Origin of the sequence: Burkholderia sp. Bp9015 (assembly GCF_003853505.1) — a bacterium.
GTDB lineage: Bacteria > Pseudomonadota > Gammaproteobacteria > Burkholderiales > Burkholderiaceae > Burkholderia.
On sequence record NZ_QTPZ01000030.1, the window covers coordinates 69,231 to 90,200 of the forward strand.

21 protein-coding genes are annotated in these 20,970 nt (G+C 66.8%); 8 read left to right on the plus strand and 13 right to left on the minus strand.

The features are described 5' to 3' along the window. Positions 1–41 precede the first annotated feature (41 nt). The 4 genes from DIE12_RS27440 to DIE12_RS27455 all read right to left on the minus strand — a co-directional run bounded on the left by DIE12_RS27440 (position 42) and on the right by DIE12_RS27455 (position 3,170). Positions 42–743 (minus strand): sulfate/molybdate ABC transporter ATP-binding protein, encoded by a 702-nt coding sequence (locus tag DIE12_RS27440; RefSeq protein WP_124486438.1) that lies wholly within the window; start codon positions 741–743, stop codon positions 42–44. A gap of 106 nt (positions 744–849) precedes the next feature. Then, on the minus strand, positions 850–1,527 hold the full coding sequence (modB, locus tag DIE12_RS27445) for a molybdate ABC transporter permease subunit (protein WP_124486496.1): 678 nt from the start codon (positions 1,525–1,527) through the stop codon (positions 850–852). Between the two features lie 10 nt (positions 1,528–1,537). Beyond that, positions 1,538–2,335 carry a molybdate ABC transporter substrate-binding protein gene (gene modA, locus DIE12_RS27450; protein WP_124486437.1) on the minus strand — a complete coding sequence of 266 codons (798 nt, stop codon included), beginning with the start codon at positions 2,333–2,335 and terminating at the stop codon, positions 1,538–1,540. Between the two features lie 136 nt (positions 2,336–2,471). Next, positions 2,472–3,170, minus strand: a complete 699-nt coding sequence (locus tag DIE12_RS27455) for a phosphatase PAP2 family protein (RefSeq protein ID WP_124522656.1) — start codon at positions 3,168–3,170, stop codon at positions 2,472–2,474. A gap of 248 nt (positions 3,171–3,418) precedes the next feature. Between DIE12_RS27455 and DIE12_RS27460 the strand changes: the two genes are divergently transcribed. Further along, entirely contained in the window at positions 3,419–4,513 is a 1,095-nt protein-coding gene (locus DIE12_RS27460) for a PHB depolymerase family esterase (RefSeq protein WP_124486435.1), read from the plus strand. Between the two features lie 96 nt (positions 4,514–4,609). After that, a complete protein-coding gene (locus tag DIE12_RS27465; protein ID WP_006753395.1) occupies positions 4,610–4,786 on the plus strand; it encodes a DUF3563 family protein in 177 nt (58 codons plus the stop codon). A gap of 108 nt (positions 4,787–4,894) precedes the next feature. On the opposite strand, the gene DIE12_RS27470 is transcribed toward DIE12_RS27465, so the two are convergent. The 5 genes from DIE12_RS27470 to DIE12_RS27490 form a co-directional block, all read right to left on the minus strand. Further along, the gene (locus DIE12_RS27470) at positions 4,895–5,314 is read right to left on the minus strand and encodes an organic hydroperoxide resistance protein (protein WP_040139352.1); all 420 of its coding nucleotides are present in this window, start codon (positions 5,312–5,314) and stop codon (positions 4,895–4,897) included. A 153-nt stretch (positions 5,315–5,467) separates the two neighbouring features. Continuing rightward, positions 5,468–5,920, minus strand: a complete 453-nt coding sequence (locus DIE12_RS27475; protein ID WP_044845259.1) for a MarR family winged helix-turn-helix transcriptional regulator — start codon at positions 5,918–5,920, stop codon at positions 5,468–5,470. Positions 5,921–6,079: 159 nt separating this feature from the next. Beyond that, positions 6,080–6,889 (minus strand): BPSS1780 family membrane protein, encoded by an 810-nt coding sequence (locus DIE12_RS27480; RefSeq protein ID WP_124522658.1) that lies wholly within the window; start codon positions 6,887–6,889, stop codon positions 6,080–6,082. After that, complete coding sequence (locus tag DIE12_RS27485; protein WP_124522660.1) at positions 6,880–7,878, minus strand: homoserine kinase; 999 nt, start codon at positions 7,876–7,878, stop codon at positions 6,880–6,882. The genes DIE12_RS27480 and DIE12_RS27485 overlap by 10 nt, the downstream gene beginning before the upstream one ends. Before the next feature lie 107 nt (positions 7,879–7,985). Further along, the gene (locus DIE12_RS27490; RefSeq protein WP_044845262.1) at positions 7,986–8,393 is read right to left on the minus strand and encodes a hypothetical protein; all 408 of its coding nucleotides are present in this window, start codon (positions 8,391–8,393) and stop codon (positions 7,986–7,988) included. A 140-nt stretch (positions 8,394–8,533) separates the two neighbouring features. Here DIE12_RS27490 and DIE12_RS27495 point away from each other — a divergent pair, with 140 nt between their 5' ends. Further along, entirely contained in the window at positions 8,534–10,060 is a 1,527-nt protein-coding gene (locus DIE12_RS27495) for an AMP nucleosidase (RefSeq protein ID WP_044845316.1), read from the plus strand. 119 nt (positions 10,061–10,179) lie between these two features. On the opposite strand, the gene DIE12_RS27500 is transcribed toward DIE12_RS27495, so the two are convergent. Both DIE12_RS27500 and DIE12_RS27505 read right to left on the minus strand, forming a co-directional pair. Continuing rightward, positions 10,180–10,470, minus strand: coding sequence for a hypothetical protein (locus DIE12_RS27500; protein ID WP_044845263.1), 291 nt, complete (start codon positions 10,468–10,470; stop codon positions 10,180–10,182). A gap of 394 nt (positions 10,471–10,864) precedes the next feature. Beyond that, complete coding sequence (locus DIE12_RS27505) at positions 10,865–11,623, minus strand: TIGR00730 family Rossman fold protein (protein WP_044845264.1); 759 nt, start codon at positions 11,621–11,623, stop codon at positions 10,865–10,867. 1 nt (position 11,624) lies between these two features. On the opposite strand from DIE12_RS27505, the gene polA reads away from it, so the two are divergent. From polA to DIE12_RS27520, 3 genes are all read left to right on the plus strand, one after another. Beyond that, positions 11,625–14,378: a DNA polymerase I gene (gene polA, locus DIE12_RS27510; RefSeq protein ID WP_124522662.1), complete on the plus strand. Its 2,754-nt coding sequence runs from the start codon at positions 11,625–11,627 to the stop codon at positions 14,376–14,378. A 280-nt stretch (positions 14,379–14,658) separates the two neighbouring features. Beyond that, entirely contained in the window at positions 14,659–15,993 is a 1,335-nt protein-coding gene (locus DIE12_RS27515) for an NAD(P)/FAD-dependent oxidoreductase (protein ID WP_124522664.1), read from the plus strand. A 438-nt stretch (positions 15,994–16,431) separates the two neighbouring features. Beyond that, the gene (locus DIE12_RS27520; protein ID WP_124486431.1) at positions 16,432–17,307 is read left to right on the plus strand and encodes a dienelactone hydrolase family protein; all 876 of its coding nucleotides are present in this window, start codon (positions 16,432–16,434) and stop codon (positions 17,305–17,307) included. 49 nt (positions 17,308–17,356) lie between these two features. On the opposite strand, the gene DIE12_RS27525 is transcribed toward DIE12_RS27520, so the two are convergent. Together DIE12_RS27525 and DIE12_RS27530 are read right to left on the minus strand one after the other, a co-directional pair. Further along, positions 17,357–18,226 carry a sulfurtransferase gene (locus tag DIE12_RS27525; protein ID WP_124486430.1) on the minus strand — a complete coding sequence of 290 codons (870 nt, stop codon included), beginning with the start codon at positions 18,224–18,226 and terminating at the stop codon, positions 17,357–17,359. Between the two features lie 116 nt (positions 18,227–18,342). Next, positions 18,343–19,449, minus strand: a complete 1,107-nt coding sequence (locus tag DIE12_RS27530; protein WP_044845269.1) for an aromatic ring-hydroxylating dioxygenase subunit alpha — start codon at positions 19,447–19,449, stop codon at positions 18,343–18,345. A 270-nt stretch (positions 19,450–19,719) separates the two neighbouring features. On the opposite strand from DIE12_RS27530, the gene DIE12_RS27535 reads away from it, so the two are divergent. Both DIE12_RS27535 and DIE12_RS27540 read left to right on the plus strand, forming a co-directional pair. Continuing rightward, a complete protein-coding gene (locus DIE12_RS27535; protein WP_044845270.1) occupies positions 19,720–20,013 on the plus strand; it encodes an exodeoxyribonuclease VII small subunit in 294 nt (97 codons plus the stop codon). Beyond that, the gene (locus tag DIE12_RS27540; RefSeq protein ID WP_124522665.1) at positions 20,010–20,894 is read left to right on the plus strand and encodes a polyprenyl synthetase family protein; all 885 of its coding nucleotides are present in this window, start codon (positions 20,010–20,012) and stop codon (positions 20,892–20,894) included. Before DIE12_RS27535 ends, DIE12_RS27540 begins: the two co-directional genes overlap by 4 nt. Positions 20,895–20,970: the final 76 nt, after the last annotated feature.

Sequence of the window (20,970 nt, forward strand, 5' to 3'; positions counted from 1 at the left end):
CAGGCTCAAACGTGGCCGCGTGGGCCACCGCCTTCGCGCGATCACGTGACGCGCGTCGGCCACTCGGCGTGCGGCGTTGCGGCCTGCACGCGTCCTTCGCTCAATTGCACGACCTGGTCGCCGAACGCGGCGACGTCGTCGGGATCGTGCGAGATGAGCACCATCGGGATATCGAGCCGCGCCTGCAGTTCGGCGAGCTCGTGGCGCATGCGCTGGCGCAGCGCGCCGTCGAGCGCCGCGAACGGCTCGTCGAGCAGCAGGATGTGCGGCTGCGCGACCAGCGCGCGGGCAAGCGCGACGCGCTGTTTCTGCCCGCCCGACAACTGCGACGGGAATTGCCCGGCGAGCGTGTCGAGCTCGAACGCCTGCAGCCAGTACGCGACTTCGGGCGGCACCGCCTTCGCACGCGGGTTGCGCAGGCCCGGCGTGAGCCCGAACGCGATGTTCTGGCGCACGTTCAGGTGCGGAAACAGCGCATAGTCCTGGAACAGATACGCGACGCGGCGTGCACGGGTCGGCACGTCGATGCCGCGCGCGGAATCGAACAGCGTTTCGCCGTTCAGCGTGATCGTGCCTTCGTCGGGTGACAGCAAGCCGGCGATCGCCTGCAGCGTCATGCTCTTGCCGGCGCCGGACGGCCCGAACAGCACGACGCGCTGCGTGCCGGCCGTAAACGACACATCGAGCGTGAAGCGGCGCTCGGCGTTCGCGTAGGTCTTGCGGATATCGACGGCGACGCTCATGCGGGCCTCCGTCGTGCCGCGCCGTGCGTGCGCGAAACCGGCCGCCCGACGGGACGGCGTGTTGCCGCGACCGGTGCCGCGCAGCGGTGCGGATGCGGCCGGCGCGTCATGTCGGCTGGCTCCGTCCGGCACGCGACGGCACGAGCCAGCCGGTCGCGAGCAGCACGAGCACGCAGGTGATCGACGTCACCAGCACGAGGAAGTTGGCCGTGCTGTCGTCGCCGGCCTGCACCGCCGCATAGATCGCGACCGACAGCGTCTGCGTGCGACCGGGCAGGTTGCCCGCGATCATCAGCGTCGCGCCGAATTCGCCGAGCGCGCGCGCGAAGGCAAGCAGCGCGCCGGCCAGGATGCCGCGCGTGGCGAGCGGCAGCGTCACGCGGAAGAACACCGCGGCTTCGCCGAGCCCGAGCGTGCGTGCCGCGCGCTCGAGATGCGGATCGACGCTTTCGAACGCGGTGCGCGCCGATTTCAGGATCAGCGGAAACGCGACGACCATCGACGCGATGACCGCGCCCTGCCACGTGAAGACGAGTTCGATGCCGAGCGTGTCGAGCCACGCGCCGAACACGCCGTGCCGGCCGAGCAGCACGAGCAGGTAATAGCCGAGCACCGTCGGCGGCAACACGAGCGGCAGCGTCAGCAGCGAATCGACCACGTCGCGCAGCGGCGAGCGCCAGCGCGCGAGCACGAAGGCGGCGGCGACGCCGAGCACGATGTCGAGCGCGGTCGCCCAGCCGGCGACCTTCAGCGACAACAGCAGCGGTACCCAGGCGTCCTGCATCATGCTGCGCTCACTTGCCCGCGGGCTTGAAACCGAAGGTCGCCAGCACGGCCTGGCCCTGCGGCGACGCGACGAAGTCGATGAACGACTGCGCCTGCGCGGCATGGCGGCTGTCCTTGACCACCGCGATCGGATAGGTGATGGCCGTCTGCGTCGGCACGGTCAGCGCGACCTTCACGCGGCCCGGCATGATCGCCGCGTCGGTGCCGAACACGAAGCCCGCGTCGACTTCGCCGCGCGCGACGTAATCGAGGCTCTGGCGCACGTTGGCGGCCAGTACGCCCTTCGCGCTGACGGCGTCCCACACGCCTGCCGCGCGCAGCGCGCCTTCGGTGTAGCGGCCGACCGGCACCGACGCCGGGTCGCCGTACGCGATGCGCTTCACGCCGGGCGCTGCCAGGTCGTTCAGCGACGTCGGCGCGGCCGCACGGCTGTCCGCCGGCACGATCAGCACGAGCGAGTTCGCCGCGAAATCGCGGCGCGTGCCCGGCACGATGACCTTTTCGCTGACCGCGCGATCCATCGCCTTCTGGTCCGCCGAGGCGAACACGTCGGCCGGTGCACCCTTGGCGATCTGCTGCATCAACACGTCCGACGCGCCGAAGTTGAACAGCACCTTGGTGTCCGGATGTTGCTTCTGGAACGCATCGCCGACGGCCTTGAACGCGTTCGTCAGGCTCGCGGCCGCCGACACGACCAGTTCGTCGGCAGCGCAAGCCGGCGCGCTGAACGCGATGCCCGCGGCAAGCGCGGCGAGCGGCAGCAGGCGGAGCAGGGTGCGGCGAAGCGGGCGAACGGTCGAGCGCATGGTCGGGGCGTTTGAATGGTTGGAAACCGTAATCGTAATATAGGGTGGGTTATAACGCTCGACATACCGTTCATGCGATGGCGCGCATGAGGATCTTCAGACTTGAACGGCGACCGGATGACGTGCGTGCGGCCCGTCACGCGTGCAGCAGCGGCTGCGACGAATCGGTGCGCTGCAGCGACGACGGCTGCGATGCCGGCCGGTAGTTCGGATTCGCTTTCCAGCGGGCGCGGACGAACGGCCGCTCGTGCCCCGACAGCTCCAGCGCGACCTTGGTGACCCAGCGGTGCGACGGCACCGTGATGCCGTGCAGCGCGACGGTGACGAGCGCGAGGCTCGCGACGACCGCCGCCACCGACCAGCGGTGCGGTACCGCGTGCCACGAGCCGGCGATGAACGCCAGCGCGGCGATCGCGCCGACGATGCAGCCGGTGATCGATTCGGACGGCGAATGCGCGTCGAGCGCGACGCGCGACACGCCGACCGCGATGCCGGCCGCGAGCCCGAGCGCGATGCCGGCGATCCGCACCGGCGTGCGCGTGCGGATCAGCGCGAGGAAGATCGCGACGGGATAGACCGACGTCGACAGCATCGCGTGGCCGCTGAATCCCGTGAAATCCCACGCGCGGATGCCGATTCCCCAGCCGAGGAAGGCGATCTTCGTGAGCGCGACGACCCCGATCGCGGCCGCGAGCACGCCGAGCCACGCGGCCGCGCGCCGCCACGAGTAGCCGAGCGCGAGCCATACGGCGATCGTGATCGCGAGCGGCAAGGTCAGGCCGGCGCCACCGAACGCGGTGATCGTGATCCACAGGTGAGAGGGCAGGTCGAACATCGGGAGGGGAACGAGCAGGGGCGGAACGAATGCTTAAATCAACGCGCGAGCCGGGAAGAACGACTACAACGGATACAAGCGGCCAAACCCCAGTATAGCGCCGCGTGTGTTCGAGGCCCGTTTTTTGCGCCGAGGGGAACTCTCCGCGCGCAGGAAAAATCCCAGAAACAATGTTATGGTGCATTGCACAAAGTCGAATGATGCACCCCGTGTCGTATCCCTATTTTTCCTGACTGCGAGCCCGATTGATGACCAAAAGTCTGACGAAGGTATGGCTAGGCGGCATGAAACGAATGCTGTCTCCGGCCGCCAAACGCGCGGCGCGCGAGGCCCAGCGGATCGCGCGCGATACGCTCGAGGCCGCCGCATCGCCCGCCGCAACCGACCTGTCCCCGCCACGTGAGTCGCGCGTGCGTCCGCGCGCGGCCGCCTGGGCGGCCGGCGAGTGGACGCGCGGCGAGCATCCGATGGCGCCCGCGCTGGGCCGCCTGGTCCAGCAGCTCGCCTATGGCCTGTACGTCCCGCCTGGCCGCCGGCGCGGCGCGATACCGCTGGTCGTGATGCTGCACGGCTGCCAGCAATCGGTCGACGAGTTCGCGCAGGGCACCCGGATGAACCTGCTGGCCGACAAGTACGGTTTCGCGGTGTTGTATCCGGAGCAGTCGCTGCGTGCGCATGCGCACGGCTGCTGGCACTGGTATGAAGACACCGACCGCGCGGGCCGCGGCGAGGCGGATGCGGTCGCGTCGCTCGTCGATGCGCTCGTCGACGAGCACGGCTTCGATGCATCGCGCGTCTACGTCGCCGGGCTGTCTGCCGGCGCGGGCCTGGCGGCGCTGCTCGCGCTGCATCACCCGGACCGCTTCGCGGCGGTCGCGCTGCATTCGGGCCCCGCGCTCGGCGAGGCGAATTCCGGGATCAGCGCGATGGACGTGATGCGGCGCGGCCTGCGGCAGAACCCGGCTGCGGTGGTCGACACGCTGGTCGACACCGGGGCCTATCCGGGCATGCCGGTGCTGATCGTGCAGGGCGACGGCGACCATGTCGTCGCACCGAAGAATGCGGACCAGCTGACGGTGCAGTTCATGCGCCTGAACGGGCTCGCGGACAGCCGCGGCGCACTGCGCGGCGGCGAGCGGGTGGAGACGCGCGAGGCCGGCGCGCAGATCACCGACGTGCGTCGCGACGGTGAGTCGATCGTGCGGCTCTGTCACGTGAAAGGGCTCGATCATGCATGGTCGGGCGGCGACGAGGCGGTGCCGTTCCACGCGGCGGTAGGCCCCGATGCGAGCGCAATGATCTGGACCTTTTTCGAAGAGAATCGCCGCACTGTGGCGACCTGACGACGCACCTTCCGATCGACGCTGGCCAAAGGCTAGGGTTTTCCCTATAATTCGGGAAAACCCTAGTCAAAGAACCTTTGGATTGCGAGATCGACCATGTACCTGCTGAGCCACCTCTTCCTGATGCTGACCAAGAACGCTGAAAAGGCCGCGAAAGAGCGCGCCGACGCGTACCTTTCCGAAGCAACCGACATCTACGATCTCGAATTCCGCATGCGCAAGATCGATCGCGAAGCGGCGATGAACCGTCCGTTCTCGTTCGGCTCGCGTTAAGCAGCGCAGCGCGGGCCGGCATGTCAGCCGGTCCGGCGAATCACGCAAAAGGGCGTGTGCGGCAAGCAGCCGCACACGCCCTTTTTGCATTTGCCGTCGTGCGTCGCGTCAGACGACCGTCAGGCGCACCGGCACGTTGTTGCGGGTCGCGTTCGAGTACGGGCACACGTGGTGCGCCTTGTCGACCAGCGCCTGCGCATCGGCCTTGTCGAGCCCCGGCAGCGACACGCGCAGTTCGATGTCGAGCCCGAAGCCGCCTGCGTCGTTCGGGCCGATGCCCACTTCCGCGGTCACTTGCGTGTCGGCCGGCAGCGTCTGCTTGTTCTGGCCCGCGACGAATTTCATCGCGCTGAGGAAACAGGCCGAGTAACCTGCGGCAAACAACTGTTCCGGGTTCGTGCCCTCCGCGCCCGTGCCGCCGAGTTCGCGCGGCGCGGCCAGCTTCACTTCCAGCCTGTTGTCGGCGGATACCGCGCGGCCGTCGCGGCCGCCCGTGCTCGTGGCGCTGGTCTTGTACAGAATGTTCATGGTGCAGCTCCTGTCGGAAGAATGGGAGGAAGCGGTCCGGTCGGACGGGTGTCGCCGGCCACGAGGAAAATATAGAACACAAATGATTTGTGTGCAAATGAAATTTTGAAGAAAAGGCCCGGCAGTGCCGAGCCGTTTGCGACCGCGGGTTCGTCAGCCTTCGTTGGCGGCCGACAGCGCGTGGCGCAACTGCTGGAGATCCGCGCGCAGCCTGACCAGGAACTCGGGCGTTTGCTGCATCGCGCAAAAGAGATCGGCGGGCACCGAGCGCGCCTTGTCCTTCAGCGCGCGGCCTTCCGTCGTCAAGCGCACGTTGACGATGCGCTCGTCGGTGACGCTGCGCACGCGTTCGACGTAGCCGAGCGCCTCGAGCCGCTTCAGCAGCGGCGTGACGGTGGCCGGATCGAGGTCGAGCCGGGCGGCGATGTCCTTTACGGCGATGTCGTCGCGCTCCCACAGCACGAGCATCGCCAGATATTGGGGATAGGTCAGCGACAGCTTGTCGAGCAGCGGCTTGTACGCCTTCGTCATCGCATGCGATGTCGAGTAGAGCGCGAAGCACAGTTGCTCGTCGAGCGTCTGGGGCAGCGGGGGCAGGCGGTCCATGATTCGGGCGGCGCGGCGGACGCGCTAACGATTTGTACGCAAATTATTTTGCGCGCAAAAGATTCGGTTGAACAGGGGTGGGGCGTGGCGCCGGGGATCCGCGCCGGGCCGGCCGGGAGGAGGGATGGACGGCCGGCGGCGGGCGCCGGCCGAACGGCGTCAGCGGCCGGTGGTGGGCGTCGCGGCGCCCGGTTCCTGCACGCCGAAGCAGCCGCGATAGGTCGCGTAGAACGAGCAGTACATCATCGTGACGATGAGGATCGTCACCGGCATCATGATCGTCAGCACATAGGCGCCGGCGCCGAGCGCCTGCAGCAGCAGCGACAGGCCGAACGACGTGCCGAGCGCGACGCCGAACCACAGCAGCCCGTACACGACGAATGCGCCGCGATTGCGCCAGCAGCTGACGATGCTGAAGAACAGCGCCTTGGCGGGCGGAATGTCGTGCCACGCGGTGAGCACCGGCGCGAACCAGAACAGCATCGCGACCGGCGCGTAGAGCAGCGTCGCCAGCAGCAGCGCGCCGAGCGTGCCTTGCGCGGCGAGCGTTTCCGGCGTCGGACTCGCGTCGTTCGTGGCGCCGAGCATCATCTGGAGCAGCCCGCCGCCGTCCACGAGGGACGACGCGGCGAACACCAGCACCATCAGCGCGACATAGACCACGCCGAGCACGAGCAGCCGCTGCGTCGTCGCGGTGCCGTACGAGCGGAAGCCGTCGATGAGGATCGTCGGCATCACCGGCTTGCCGGCCACCGTGTCGCGGCATGCCGCCATGAAGCCGACCGCGATGCCGGGGATGAACAGCAGCGGCAGCGCCGCGCCGATCACCGGCACCATCGACACCAGCGTGATCGCCAGCAGGTACGTGAAAAACAGCGTGATGAACGCGAGCGGGTTCCGGCGGAACAGCCAGATGCCTTGTCGGAACCAGACATAGCCCGCTTTCGCGGGCACTTCGATCAGTTGCATGCGGTATGGGTCTCGGGAAGCGCGGGCGTGTGGACGATACGCTCACGCAGGATGCGTTCGAAATGACCGGGATCGTGCGGTTTGAGCATTTCGGCCGCGCGCGGCAGGTAGAAGTCGTACAGGCGCGACACCCAGAAGCGGTACGCGCCCGCGCGCAGCATGTCGCTCCAGTGGCGGCGCTCCTCGGCCGTGAACGGCCGGACCGTCTGGTAGGCGCGCACCAGCGCATCGGCGCGCGCGACGTCGAGCACGCCCGTCGCGAGGTCGACGCACCAGTCGTTGACGGTGACCGCGACGTCGAACAGCCATTTGTCGCAGCCCGCGAAATAGAAATCGAAGAAGCCGCCGAGCCGTACCTCATGACCGGTGCCGGGCGCCGCGTGCGCGAACAGCACGTTGTCGCGGAACAGGTCGCAGTGGCACGGGCCGCCCGGCAGCGCCGCGTAGTCATCCGACGCGAAGAACGCGGCCTGGTGCGCGAGTTCGTCCTCGAGCAGCATGCGCTGCGCGTCGGAAACGAACGGGACGATCGCCGGCACGTTCTCCTGCCACCACGGCAGGCTGCGCAGGTTCGGCTGGTGACGCGCATAGTCGCGCCCCGCGAGGTGCAGGCGCGCGAGCATCTGCCCGACCTCGATGCAGTGTTCGACCCCCGGCGCGAGTTCGGCGGCGCCGTCGAGCTTCGTGACGATCGCCGCCGGCTTGCCGTGCAGCTCGCCGAAGAGTGCGCCGTCGTCGCGCGGGACCGGATCCGGCACCGGCACGCCGTGGCTCGCCAGATGGCGCATCAGGTCGAGGTAGAACGGCAGCTGTTCCGCCGTCAGCTTTTCGAAGATCGTCAGGACGTACTCGCCGCGCGTCGTCGTCAGGAAGAAGTTGCTGTTTTCGATGCCGGACGGAATGCCGCGGAACGCCAGCACGTCGCCCAGTTCGTAGTGGCGCATCCATTGCGCGAGATCGGAGTCGGAAACAGCGGTGAAAACGGCCATGCGAGATGCGTCTGGTCAGTTGTCGGCACGCGCGCGGCGTGCGGCGCGACAGGAGGTGAAGGGAATGCCGGCGCGCCGCGTCGGGACCGACGCGGCGCGGCAGGAAATCAGTAGCGCAGGTTGACCGACGGCAGGCGCGTGATCGGGACGCCCGCGTCGTGCGGCTTCGGCGACGTGTCGAGCGTCGAGCTCATCTGGTAGCGCGTGCCGAAGTTCGACTTCACGTCGATTTCGACCGGCTTGCCGCGATCGCGATACTCGGTGACCTCGGTGCCGCTCTTGCTCTTTGCGTGGAAGCTCGGCGTGCGGCGGATGTCGGCGAAGTCGACCTTCGACGTGACTTCGGCGCCCGGCCGGTTGATCTTGCGGAGATCGGGCAGGCCGGCGGCCTCGTTGGCCTCGGCCCGGGCCTGCGCGTCGGCGTCGGGCGTGCCGCCGGCGGCGTAAGCGGCGCCGGCAGCGGCAAACGTGCCCGCGAACACGGCGGCAGCGGCGACGAGAATGAGCGGCTTCATGATGAGTCTCCAGTGAACCTTCCGATTTTAGCAAATACTGCGCGCGGCCCGGCCCTCGCGTGCAAGCGGCGTGCAAGCGAGTGGCCATGAGCATGACCGGGTTCCGTGGTAATGTCGTTCGATCAGACGAGGTGATGAAAATGAAGAACGATTTGAGCCGCCGGCATCGGGTGCTGACGCCCGAGAGTCCGCCCGTCGAAGCATTCGACGATTCCGTCGCCGCCGTCGCGCGGCTGTCGGCCATCTACGACACCAACACGGGCTTCCTGCGCGATGCCTTCGCGCGTTATCGCCGCCACGAACCGATCACCGAGCACGTGCGTGCGTGCTATCCGTTCGTGCGGATTCGTACCGACGTCAACACGCACGTCGATTCGCGCCGTTCGTACGGTTTCGTCGCGGGTCCCGGCGTGTTCGAGACGACCGTCACGCGCCCCGACCTGTTCGCGAACTACTATCGCGAGCAACTGCGCCTGCTGTCGAAGAATCACCATGTGAAGATCGAGATCGGCGTGTCGTCGCAGCCGATTCCGGTTCACTTCGCGTTTCCCGAAGGCATCCACCTCGAAGGCGAGCTCGACCGCGACCGCCTGCTCGCGATGCGCGACATCTTCGACACGCCCGACCTGTCGTACCTCGACGACCGCATCGTCAACGGCACGTTCGAGCCGGCGCCCGGCGAGCCGCATCCGCTCGCGCTGTTCACCGCCGCGCGCGTCGACTTCTCGCTGCACCGGCTGCGTCACTACACGGCGACGTCGCCCACGCATTTCCAGAACTACGTGCTCTACACGAACTACCAGTTCTACATCGACGAATTCGTGAAGCTCGGCCGCACGATGATGACGGAGAGCGACGATCCCGAGGTGCGCGCGTACCGCAGCCAGTACAGCGCGTTCGTCGAGCCGGGCGACGTCATCACGTACAACGCGAACCTCGGCAGCGAGCCGGCCGAGGGCGCCGCGCCGCCGCGGCTGCCGCAGATGCCCGCGTATCACCTGAAGCGCGCGGACGGCAGCGGGATCACGATGGTCAACATCGGTGTCGGCCCGTCGAACGCGAAGACGATCACCGATCACATCGCGGTGCTGCGTCCGCACGCGTGGGTGATGCTCGGCCACTGCGCGGGCCTGCGCAACACGCAGCGCCTCGGCGACTACGTGCTCGCGCACGGTTACGTGCGCGAGGATCACGTGCTGGATGCGGACCTGCCGCTGTGGGTGCCGATCCCGGCGCTCGCCGAAGTGCAGCTCGCGCTCGAGCGCGGCGTGGCCGAGGTCACCCGTCTCGAAGGCGCCGAACTGAAGCGCGTGATGCGCACGGGCACGGTCGCGAGCGTCGACAACCGCAACTGGGAGCTGCGCGATCACCGTGAACCCGTGCAGCGGCTGTCGCAGAGCCGCGCGATCGCGCTCGACATGGAAAGCGCGACGATCGCCGCGAACGGGTTCCGGTTCCGCGTGCCGTACGGCACGCTGCTGTGCGTGTCCGACAAGCCGCTGCACGGCGAGCTGAAGCTGCCGGGCATGGCCGACACGTTCTATCGCGGGCAGGTCGACCAGCATCTGCAGATCGGCGTGAAGGCGATGGAGATCCTGCGCACGAACGGGCTCGACAAGCTGCATAGCCGGAAGCTGAGGAGCTTCGCGGAAGTGGCGTTTCAGTGATGTGAACGCCGCGCAAGCCGCGGGCGTAACGACAAAGGCCGCACGCGAACTTTCGTTCACGTGCGGCCTTGTTCTTTGTCCTGCAGTGCGCGAGCCCGATCGAACCCGCACTCGGATGCTCAGCACTCACCCTTCTTCGCGTGTCCCGGCGGGCAGTGGTAGCCGCCGTGACCATGATGGCGCTCGTGATCTTCCCACTCGCGGCGTTCCCAGTAGCGGCGGCCGTCCCAGTAACGATCGCCGTGCCAGCCGACGATGACCGCGGGAGCCGGTGCGACCACGACAGGCGCGGGCGCGACGACGACCGGCGCGGGCGTGCCGATGTTGACGTCGACGTTGACGGCGTGGGCGAGGCCGGACAGCGAAACACCGAGGCCGGCGAAGGCGAGGGCGATCAGCGAACGTTTCATGTTGTTTTCCGTGATGTCGTTGTCAAAAGGCCGGCGCGACGCGATGGACGCGAGGGGGGATCGATCCACCGGGGGGACGCCACGCCGACAAGAGGCAGTGTGCGGGCGCCGCACGGAAAAGGCGAGCGGCATTTGTTACGGCAGATTGACGTCAGGCCGGCCGGCTGGACCGATGGACGGCAGCGTGATTTGACAATGGTCGGTCCCGGGCGTGGCACGCGTCGAAGGCGTTGTGCGGCGCCGGCCGCCCGAATTTGACATTCGACGGTGCGTCGCCGCGTTGCGGGATTAACGCGGCGTTACAAAATGACGCGCGGCAGGTGGCGGAATCGCCATGCCTGCCGCGCGGGAAGCGGGATGCCGGCCGCGACGGCCGGCCATCGAGCCGATCGAATTACAGATAGAACATGCGGTCTTCTTCGGGCCGCGGCGGATGATCGTCGCCGTCCGCGCCTTCTTCCTCGCCGCTGTCCTCGTAGAACGCGAGCACGGCGTCGAGCACCTGGTCGGGATCGTCGATCACCTGCATCAGGTCCATGTCTTCCGGATTGATGAGGCCGTTCGGGATCAACTGGTCGCGGAACCATTGCAGCAGCCCCTGCCAGAACGTGCTGCCGACGAGAATGATCGGCACGAGGCGCGACTTCTTCGTCTGGATCAGCGTGAGCACTTCGGACAGTTCGTCGAGCGTGCCGAAGCCGCCCGGCATCACGATCACCGCGTCGGAGTTCTTCACGAACGTGACCTTGCGCGTGAAGAAGTGGCGGAAGCGCAGCGAGATGTCCTGGTAGTGGTTGCCGGCCTGTTCGTGCGGCAGCTCGATGTTCAGGCCGACCGACGGCGCCTTGCCGGCGTGCGCGCCCTTGTTCGCGGCTTCCATGATGCCGGGGCCGCCGCCGGAGATCACCGCGAAGCCGGCGTCGGACAGCTTGCGCGCGATCTGCACGGCCAACTTGTAGTGCGGCGTATCGGGCTTCAGACGGGCAGAACCGTAGATGCTGACGGCCGGGCGGATCTCCGACAGGTACTCGGTCGCCTCGATAAACTCTGCCATAATCGTGAACATCTGCCACGATGCGCGCGCCTTCTTGGCCGTCGCGCGTTCTTGATCTGCGAGCGAACGCAGACTCGGAATCACTTTTCTCTTGTTCATAATGCCTGAAGAACGAAATCTGGAAGGTAAGACCCTGCTATTGGTTGACGGTTCGAGCTATCTGTATCGGGCTTACCATGCGATGCCTGATTTGCGTGGCCCTGGCGGGGAGCCGACCGGAGCGCTCTACGGAATCATCAACATGCTGCGTCGTATGCGCAAGGAAGTCAGTGCAGAGTATAGCGCTTGCGTGTTCGATGCAAAGGGCAAGACGTTCCGCGACGACCTTTATGCCGACTATAAGGCAAACCGTCCGTCGATGCCGCCCGATCTTGCATTGCAGGTCGAACCGATTCACGGCGCCGTGCGCGCGCTCGGCTGGCCGCTGCTGATGGTCGAGGGCGTCGAGGCCGACGACGTGATCGGCACGCTCGCGCGCGAAGCCGAACGGCACGGGATGAACGTGATCGTGTCGACCGGCGACAAGGACCTCGCGCAACTTGTCACCGATCACGTCACGCTCGTCAACACGATGACCAACGAGACGCTCGATCGCGACGGCGTGGTCGCGAAGTTCGGCGTGCCGCCCGAGCGGATCATCGACTACCTCGCGCTGATCGGCGACACCGTCGACAACGTGCCCGGCGTCGAGAAGTGCGGGCCGAAGACGGCCGTGAAGTGGCTGTCGCAATACGACAGCCTCGACGGCGTGATCGAACACGCAGGCGAGATCAAGGGGGTGGTCGGCGACAACCTGCGCCGCGCGCTCGACTTCCTGCCGCTCGGCCGCAAGCTCGTGACCGTCGACACGGCCTGCGATCTCGCGCCGCATCTCGAATCGATCGAAGCGTCGCTGAAGAGCGACGGCGAAGCACGCGACCTGCTGCGCGACATCTTCGCGCGCTACGGCTTCAAGACGTGGCTGCGCGAAGTCGACAGCGCGCCCGCCGAAGGCGGCGGCGCCGATGCGCCGGAAGGTGACCCCGCCCCGGTGGTGGCCGCAGACATCGTCCGCGAGTACGACACGATCCAGACCTGGGAGCAGTTCGACGCATGGTTCGCGAAGATCGACGCGGCCGCGCTGACCGCGTTCGACACCGAAACCACGTCGCTCGACCCGATGACCGCGCGGCTCGTCGGCCTGTCGTTCTCGGTCGAGCCGGGCAAGGCCGCATATCTTCCGGTCGCGCATCGCGGTCCCGACCTGCCCGAGCAGCTGCCGATCGACGACGTGCTCGCGCGCCTGAAGCCGTGGCTCGAATCGGCCGACCGCAAGAAGGTCGGCCAGCACCTGAAGTACGACGCGCAGGTGCTCGCGAACTACGACATCGCGCTGAACGGCATCGAGCACGACACGCTGCTCGAATCGTACGTGCTCGAATCGCACCGCACGCACGACATGGACAGCCTCGCGCTGCGTCATCTGGGCGTCAAGACGATCAAGTATGAAGACGTGGCCGGCAAGGGCGCGAAGCAGATCGGCTTCGACGAAGTGGCGCTCGAGCAGGCCGCGGCGTATGCGGCCGAGGATGCGGACATCACGCTGCAGCTGCATCAGGCGCTGTATCCGCAGGTCGCGCGCGAGGCGGGCCTCGAGCGCGTGTATCGCGAGATCGAGATGCCGGTGTCGCTCGTGCTGCGCAAGATGGAGCGCACCGGCGTGCTGATCGACGACGCACGCCTGCAGGCGCAAAGCAGCGAGATCGCGACGCGGCTCATCGAGCTCGAGGGCCAGGCGTACGAACTGGCGGGCGGCGAGTTCAATCTCGGCTCGCCGAAGCAGATCGGGCAGATCTTCTTCGAGAAGCTGCAGTTGCCGGTCGTGAAGAAGACGCCGAGCGGCGCACCGTCGACCGACGAGGAAGTGCTGCAGAAGCTCGCCGAGGATTACCCGCTGCCGAAGCTGCTGCTCGAGCATCGCGGGCTGTCGAAGCTGAAGTCGACCTACACCGACAAGCTGCCGCGCATGGTGAATCCCGCAACGGGCCGCGTGCACACGAACTATGCGCAGGCGGTCGCGGTCACGGGCCGTCTCGCGTCGAACGATCCCAATCTTCAGAACATTCCGGTGCGCACGGCCGAAGGCCGGCGGATCCGCGAGGCGTTCATCGCATCGCCGGGGCACCGCATCGTGTCGGCCGACTATTCGCAGATCGAGCTGCGGATCATGGCGCACATTTCCGGCGACGCGTCGCTGCTGCGCGCGTTCTCGCAGGGCGAGGACATCCACCGCGCAACCGCCGCCGAAGTGTTCGGCGTGACGCCGCTGGAGGTCAATTCCGACCAGCGCCGGATCGCGAAGGTGATCAACTTCGGGCTCATCTACGGGATGAGCGCGTTCGGCCTCGCGTCGAACCTCGGCATCACGCGCGATGCGGCGAAGCTCTACATCGACCGCTATTTCGCGCGCTACCCGGGCGTCGCGCAGTACATGGAAAACACGCGCACGGTGGCGAAGGAGAAGGGCTACGTCGAAACCGTTTTCGGCCGCCGCCTGTGGCTGCCGGAGATCAACGGCGGCAACGGCCCGCGCCGTCAGGCCGCCGAGCGCGCCGCCATCAACGCACCGATGCAGGGCACGGCGGCCGACCTGATCAAGCTGTCGATGATCGCGGTGGACGACTGGCTCACGCGCGACCGGCTCGCGTCACGGATGATCATGCAGGTGCACGACGAACTGGTGCTCGAGGTGCCCGACGCAGAACTGTCGCTCGTGCGCGAGAAGCTGCCGGAAATGATGTGCGGCGTGGCGAAGCTGAAGGTGCCGCTGGTCGCCGAAGTGGGCGCCGGCGCGAACTGGGAAGAGGCACACTGACGCACCCCCGTGCGATTCCCGTTTCCCGCGGCATATTGTTGCAGGGATGCTGAATATCGAGATGGTTTGCTTGTGGTCAACGCGCAAGCTCCCGGACAATGCAAGTCAGTCAGGTCATTGTCGCGGGGGCAGCGCGCCCCGTGTTCCGGCATCGGACGCATCGAAGTGTTTCGAACTGCACATCGATGATGTCCGAACCGGTTAATCCAACGGGCGGCGCGAACGCATCGCGTCTGCCTCGTGCGGCGGCAGCAGTTTCGAATCGCAAAGGGGGAATCAGATGCATCGGATCATCATCGTAGGCGGCGGCGCAGGCGGCCTGGAACTGGCGACGCGGCTCGGCGACCGTTACGGCGCGCGCGGCAATCGTCCCGCACGTGCGCTCGTCACGCTCGTCGACCGCAATCCGACCCACATCTGGAAGCCGTTGCTGCACGAGGTCGCGGCCGGCAGCATGGACCCGTTCACGCAGGAGCTCGAATACGCGGCGCAGGCGCGCTGGCATGGCTTCGAGTTTCAGCAGGGCGAACTGACCGCGCTCGACCGCACGGCGAAGCGCATCACGCTGTCGCCCGTCAACGACAGCGACGGCGCGGAGCTGCTGCCGGCGCGCAACCTGGAATACGACACGCTCGTGATCGCGATCGGCAGCACGACGCACTTCTTCGGCGTGCAGGGCGCGGCCGAAAACGCGATCGCGCTCGATACGGTCGGCGAGGCCGAGCGCTTCCGCAAGCGCCTGATCGCCGCGTGCATGCGCGCCGAGCATCAGGCGCCGGCGCAGCCCGCGCCCGGGGCGGCGGCCGAACCGCGCATCCAGGTCGTGATCGTCGGTGGCGGCGCGACGGGCGTCGAGTTGTCCGCCGAGCTGCGCAATACCGCGCAGGTGCTGTCCGTCTACGGGCTGCACAAGCTCGACCCGCAGCACGACGTCGGCATCGTGCTGATCGAATCGGGGCCGCGGATTCTGCCCGCGCTGCAGGAGCGCGTATCGACGGCAACGGCCGAGCTGCTCGAAAAGCTCGGCGTGCGCTTGATGCTCGCCGAGCGCGTGACCGAAGTCGCGCCGGGTTTCGTGCACACCGCGAGCGGCAAGACGGTGCGTGCGGATCTCACGGTCTGGGCGGCCGGCATCAAGGCGCCGTCCGTGCTGTCGAATCTCGACGGCCTGCAGGTCAACAAGCTCGGCCAGCTCGACGTGCGCCGCACGCTGCAGACCTTCACCGACGACAACGTATTCGCGCTCGGCGATTGCGCGGCCTGCGTATGGCCCGGCAACGAGCGCAACGTGCCGCCGCGCGCGCAGGCGGCGCACCAGCAGGCGAGCTTCCTGCTGAAGGCGATCGGTTGCCGGCTCGACGGGCGTTCGCTGCCGGAATTCACGTATCGCGATTTCGGATCGCTCGTGTCGCTCGGTCATTTCAGCGCGGTCGGCAACCTGATGGGCGGGCTGATCGGCGGCAACATGCTGATCGAAGGGTTGTTCGCGCGCTTCATGTACATGTCGCTGTACCGGCTGCACATCGCGGCGCTGCACGGCTATCCGCGCATGATGCTCGATACGGTCGCGCATTGGCTGCGCCGCACGACGCTGCCGCGCGTCAAGCTGCACTGACGCGGCCGCACGTTCGTGCGCCGGGCGGGCAGGAAATGCGCATCGCGCGCATTTCCTGCCCGTTGTCGTTTCAAGTGCAGGGTGGTCGTGCGTTCGCGTGCCGGGCCTGTTTATTGCGCATCTCTATTGCGCGTCGTTTCGTGCCGACCCGCAAGCATTCGAGCGCATGAAGGCGTTTGCCGCATGTGCGCCGCGGATGAACTTGCCGGGCCGGATCGCGGTTGTCGATACCGTTACGGACGCCGCCGGATTGCGCCTTCGTAATCGAGTCTTACACATCTGACAGTTGACGTGACAACGGATTATTGGGCATCTTGTGCGGGTTTCCGCTTGCGGCGGAGTGTCAACCGCCGCGACATCCGCGCCGTCCGCCGGCGCGATGCCCCGTCAGGTCCAAGCCATGACCGTGACGGCGGCGCCCAATCGAGGAGTGCATTCATGTTGAAACCCGAAGTCGACAGCCTGGTTCCCCGTGTTCCGTTCTCGCGCCGCAAATTCATGCAGGCCGCGCTGGGCGGCACCTTCGCGGCGGCCGTGCTGCCCGTGTCGGCGCAGACGATCACGACCGACAGCGCCGGGCTGGACGTCGACACCATCGAGATCCGCTCGGGCGACGCGAGCATCCCCGCGTATCGCGCGCAGCCGGTCGGCAAGACGAACCTGCCGGTCGTCATCGTGATCCACGAGGTCTTCGGCGTGCATGCGCATATCGCCGACGTCTGCCGTCGCTTCGCGAAGCTCGGCTATCTCGCGATCGCGCCCGACCTGTTCGCGCGCCAGGGCGACGCGTCGAAGTATCCGACCATCCAGGCGCTCGTCGACAACATCGTCAACAAGGTGCCGGACCGTCAGGTCACCGAGGATCTCGATGCGACCGTCGCGTGGGCCGGCAAGAACGGCGGCGACCTGTCGCGTCTCGGCGTGACGGGGTTCTGCTGGGGCGGCCGCCAGGCGTGGCTGTATGCGGAGCACAATCCGCACGTGCTGGCGGCCGTCGCGTGGTACGGGTTCGTCGAAGGCAAGACCGACGAGATGACACCGTTCAATCCGGTCGATCATGCGTCGTTGCTGAAGGTGCCGGTGCTCGGGCTGTACGGCGAGAAGGATACGAACATCACGCAGGCGGCGCTCGCGAACATGCGCAAGGCGATCCAGGCGAGCGATTCGAAGCTCGCGCGCCAATCGGAGATCGTCGTCTATCCGGATGCCGGTCATGCGTTCTTCGCCGATTACCGGCCGAGTTACGTGAAGGGCGATGCCGAGGACGGCTGGAAGCGCGCGATCGAGTGGTTCCACAAGTACGGCGTGATGTAAGCGACGAGGCGGCAGATGCCGTCGCCTCGTCGACGTGTCGCGCCGGTGCTTACGGGTTCGGGCCGGTCGCGATCGGCCGCGACGGATCGGCGCTCCATTCGCTCCACGAGCCCGGATACAGCGACGCACCGTGAAGCCCGGCGATCTCGAGCGCGAGTGCGTTGTGGCACGCGGTCACGCCGGATCCGCATTGCAGGATCGCGTTGTTCGGTTCGGTGCCGGCCAGCAGCGCGGTGAACGTCTCGCGCAGTTCGTGGCCGGTCTTGAAGCGGCCGTCGGCAGCCAGGTTGTCCTTGAAGAACCGGTTGCGTGCGCCGGGAATATGGCCGCCGACACGATCGATCGTTTCGTTTTCGCCGCGATAGCGATCCGGCGCGCGCGCATCGATCACGACGCGCTGGGCCGACGTCACGTTCGCGAGCACGGCCGCCGCGTCGACCGTCGATTCGAGCGGGGCTGCCGCGCGGAAGTCGCCGGCGGCCGGGTGCGGCACGTCGGCGGTCAGCGGCTGGCCGGCTGCTTCCCATGCCTGCAGGCCGCCGTCGAGCACCGCGACGGAATCGTGCCCGAGCCAGCGCAGCAGCCACCACAGGCGCGCCGCATAGGCGCCGCCGTGTGCGTCATAGGCGACGACCTGCTGGCCCTGCTTGACACCGCGGCTGGCGAGCAGCGTGGCGAGCGCGTCGCGGGTCGGCAGCGGATGGCGGCCGTTCGTGCCGGTCTTGCGGCCGGACAGGTCGCGGTCGAGATGGAGATACTGTGCGCCCGCGATATGGCCGGCTGCGTAGGCGGCTTCGCCTGCGCCCGGATCGGCGAGATCGAAGCGGCAGTCGAACACGGCAACGCTGCCCGGCGCCGCGGCCAGGCGCTCGGCGAGATTGGTTGCTGAGATGAGCGTGGTGTAGTGGGTATGTGGCATGACGGCTCCCTGGAGTGCAAACGGCCTGATACTCCAAGTCTAAACAAAAAAAGACGGGCCGGAACCCGTCTTTTCATATGCCGAATGCCGTGCGGCGCGCAAGCACCGCGCGCAGGTCAGAGATCGCCGAGATGGCGGCGCAGGAACTCGTGGAAGTGCTGCATGCCGTCTTCCATCGGGCTCTGGTACGGGCCGACCTGCGATTCGCCGCGCGCCATCAGTGCACGGCGGCCTGCGTCCATCCGCATCGCGATTTCGTCGTCCTCGATGGCCGTTTCCATATAGGCGGCGCGCTCGGCCTCGACGAACTCGCGCTCGAACAGCGCGATTTCCTCGGGGTAGTAGAACTCGACGATGTTGGTCGTCTTCTGCGGGCCGCGCGGAATCAGCCACGACACGACGAGCACGTGCGGATACCACTCGATCATCAGGCCCGGGTAGTAGACCATCCAGATCGCGCCGAACTCCGGCGGCACGCCGTTGCGGAACTTGAGCACCTGCTCGTGCCAAGTCTTGTAGGTCGCGCTGCCCGGTTTCGCGAGCGCGTTGTGCACGCCGACCGTCTGCACGCTGTACCAGTCGCCGAACTCCCATTTGAGATCGTCGCACGACACGAAGCTGCCGAGGCCCGGGTGGAACGGGACGACGTGGTAATCCTCGAGGTAGACCTCGATGAACGTCTTCCAGTTGTAATCGCACTCGTGCACTTCGACGTGATCGAAGTGATACTCGGAGAAGTCGAAGTGATGCTTCGTGCCGAGGTTCGCGAGATCGCGCGCCACGTTGCGGCCTTCGGCCTCGAACAGCAGCCCCTGCCAGTTCTGCAGCGGGCTCTTGCCGAGGTTCAGGCACGGCTTGTCGGGGAAGTGCGGCGCGCCGAGCAACTGGCCTTCCAGATCGTACGTCCAGCGGTGCAGCGGACACACGATGTTCTGCGTGTGGCCGCGCCCGTTCAGCATGATCGCCTGCCGGTGGCGGCACACGTTCGACAGCAGTTCGATCTGGTTCGCCGGGTTGCGGACCAGCACGCGGCCTTCCTTCTCGGACGGCAGCGCAAAATAATCCCCCGCCTCGGGCACCATCAACTCGTGCCCGACGTAACGAGGTCCTTTCTTGAAGAGGGTTTCGATCTCGCGCTCGAGCAGCGCCTCATCGAAGTATGCAGTGACTGGAAGCTGGCTGTGAGCCGACTTCAACTGAAGCGCATCGCTCAGATTGGACATTCCCACTCCCGGTGTTAGCGTGAAAGCAGTGAACAACCCAACCATCGAAAAATCGATTTAGGGAAACGCGGAATTATACCCGGTTCGCCTCGCAAGGCTAGGATTAAGTGCCTGATTTGTGTCAATTTTTTGTCCGGCGGCGATCGGGTGGCGCACAATGTGTGTCGAAGAAGGGGCCCGAATGCGTGCCCGGGTGCCAAGTCGGCAGGTCGGAAAATTCTCTTTTGCCGTAGAATGTCCGACTTGTTTTGAAATTTGACACCCTCGTCCATGGCGAAAACCGCATCCCAAGGCGCCACCCCGCCCGGCAATGGCACCGAACCGTTGCCGGACAACTATGAAACGGCGCTCGCGGAACTCGAGACGCTGGTTGCCCGGATGGAAGGCGGCACGTTGAGCCTCGAGGATTCGCTCGCTGCGTATCGCCGCGGTGCGACTCTCGTTGCGTTTTGCCAACAGCAGCTCGAGAAAGTGGAACAGCAGGTTCGCGTGCTCGACGGCGCGACGCTGAAGCCGCTTTCGTCCGGAACGGCCGCCACGGACGGCGAAGACGACGATCTATGACATTCGAACAATGGATGCGGTCCGTGCTCGACCGTGTCGAGGACGCACTCGGCCACTATTTGCCGGCTGACAACGTGGTGCCCACGCAACTCCACGAAGCGATGCGCTACGCGGTCCTCGGCGGCGGCAAACGCGTTCGCCCGCTGCTGTGCCATGCAGCAGGCGAACTGACCGGCGCGACCGAAGCGGCGCGCAACGCGGCAGCGGCGGCGCTGGAGATGATCCACGTTTACTCGCTCGTGCACGACGACATGCCGTGCATGGACGACGACGCGCTGCGACGCGGCAAGCCGACCGTGCACGTGCAGTACGACGAGCCGACGGCGCTGCTGGTCGGCGATGCGCTGCAGTCGCAGGCTTTCGTCGCGCTGACCGACGCCGCCGCGCTGTCGCCGGTGCAGCAGGCCGCGCTCGTGCGCGAGCTGGCGCTGGCGAGCGGCTCGATCGGCATGGCCGGCGGGCAGGCGATCGACCTGGCGAGCGTCGGCCTCAAGCTGACGCGCGAGCAGCTCGAGACGATGCACCGGATGAAGACGGGCGCGCTGTTGCGCGCGGCCGTGCGGATGGGCGCGCTGGCGGGCGACACGCCGTCGGCGGAGGCGATGGCCGCGCTCGACGTCTACGCGGGGGCCGTGGGTCTGGCCTTCCAGGTCGTCGACGACATTCTCGACGTCACGACCGATTCGGCGACGCTCGGCAAGACGGCCGGCAAGGATGCGGCGAACGACAAGCCGACCTACGTATCGATCCTCGGCCTCGACGCGTCGCGTGAGCTCGCAACCCAGCTGCGCGCCGAAGCGCATGATGCGCTGAAACCGTTCGGCGCACGCGCACAGCGTCTCGCCGAACTTGCCGACCTGGTGGTGAACCGGGTCAGCTGACGCGAAGCCCGCCGCTGCGCACACGCTACGGTGCGTGCAATAGAATGCGGGCGCGTTTGATTTCCTACAATGGAAC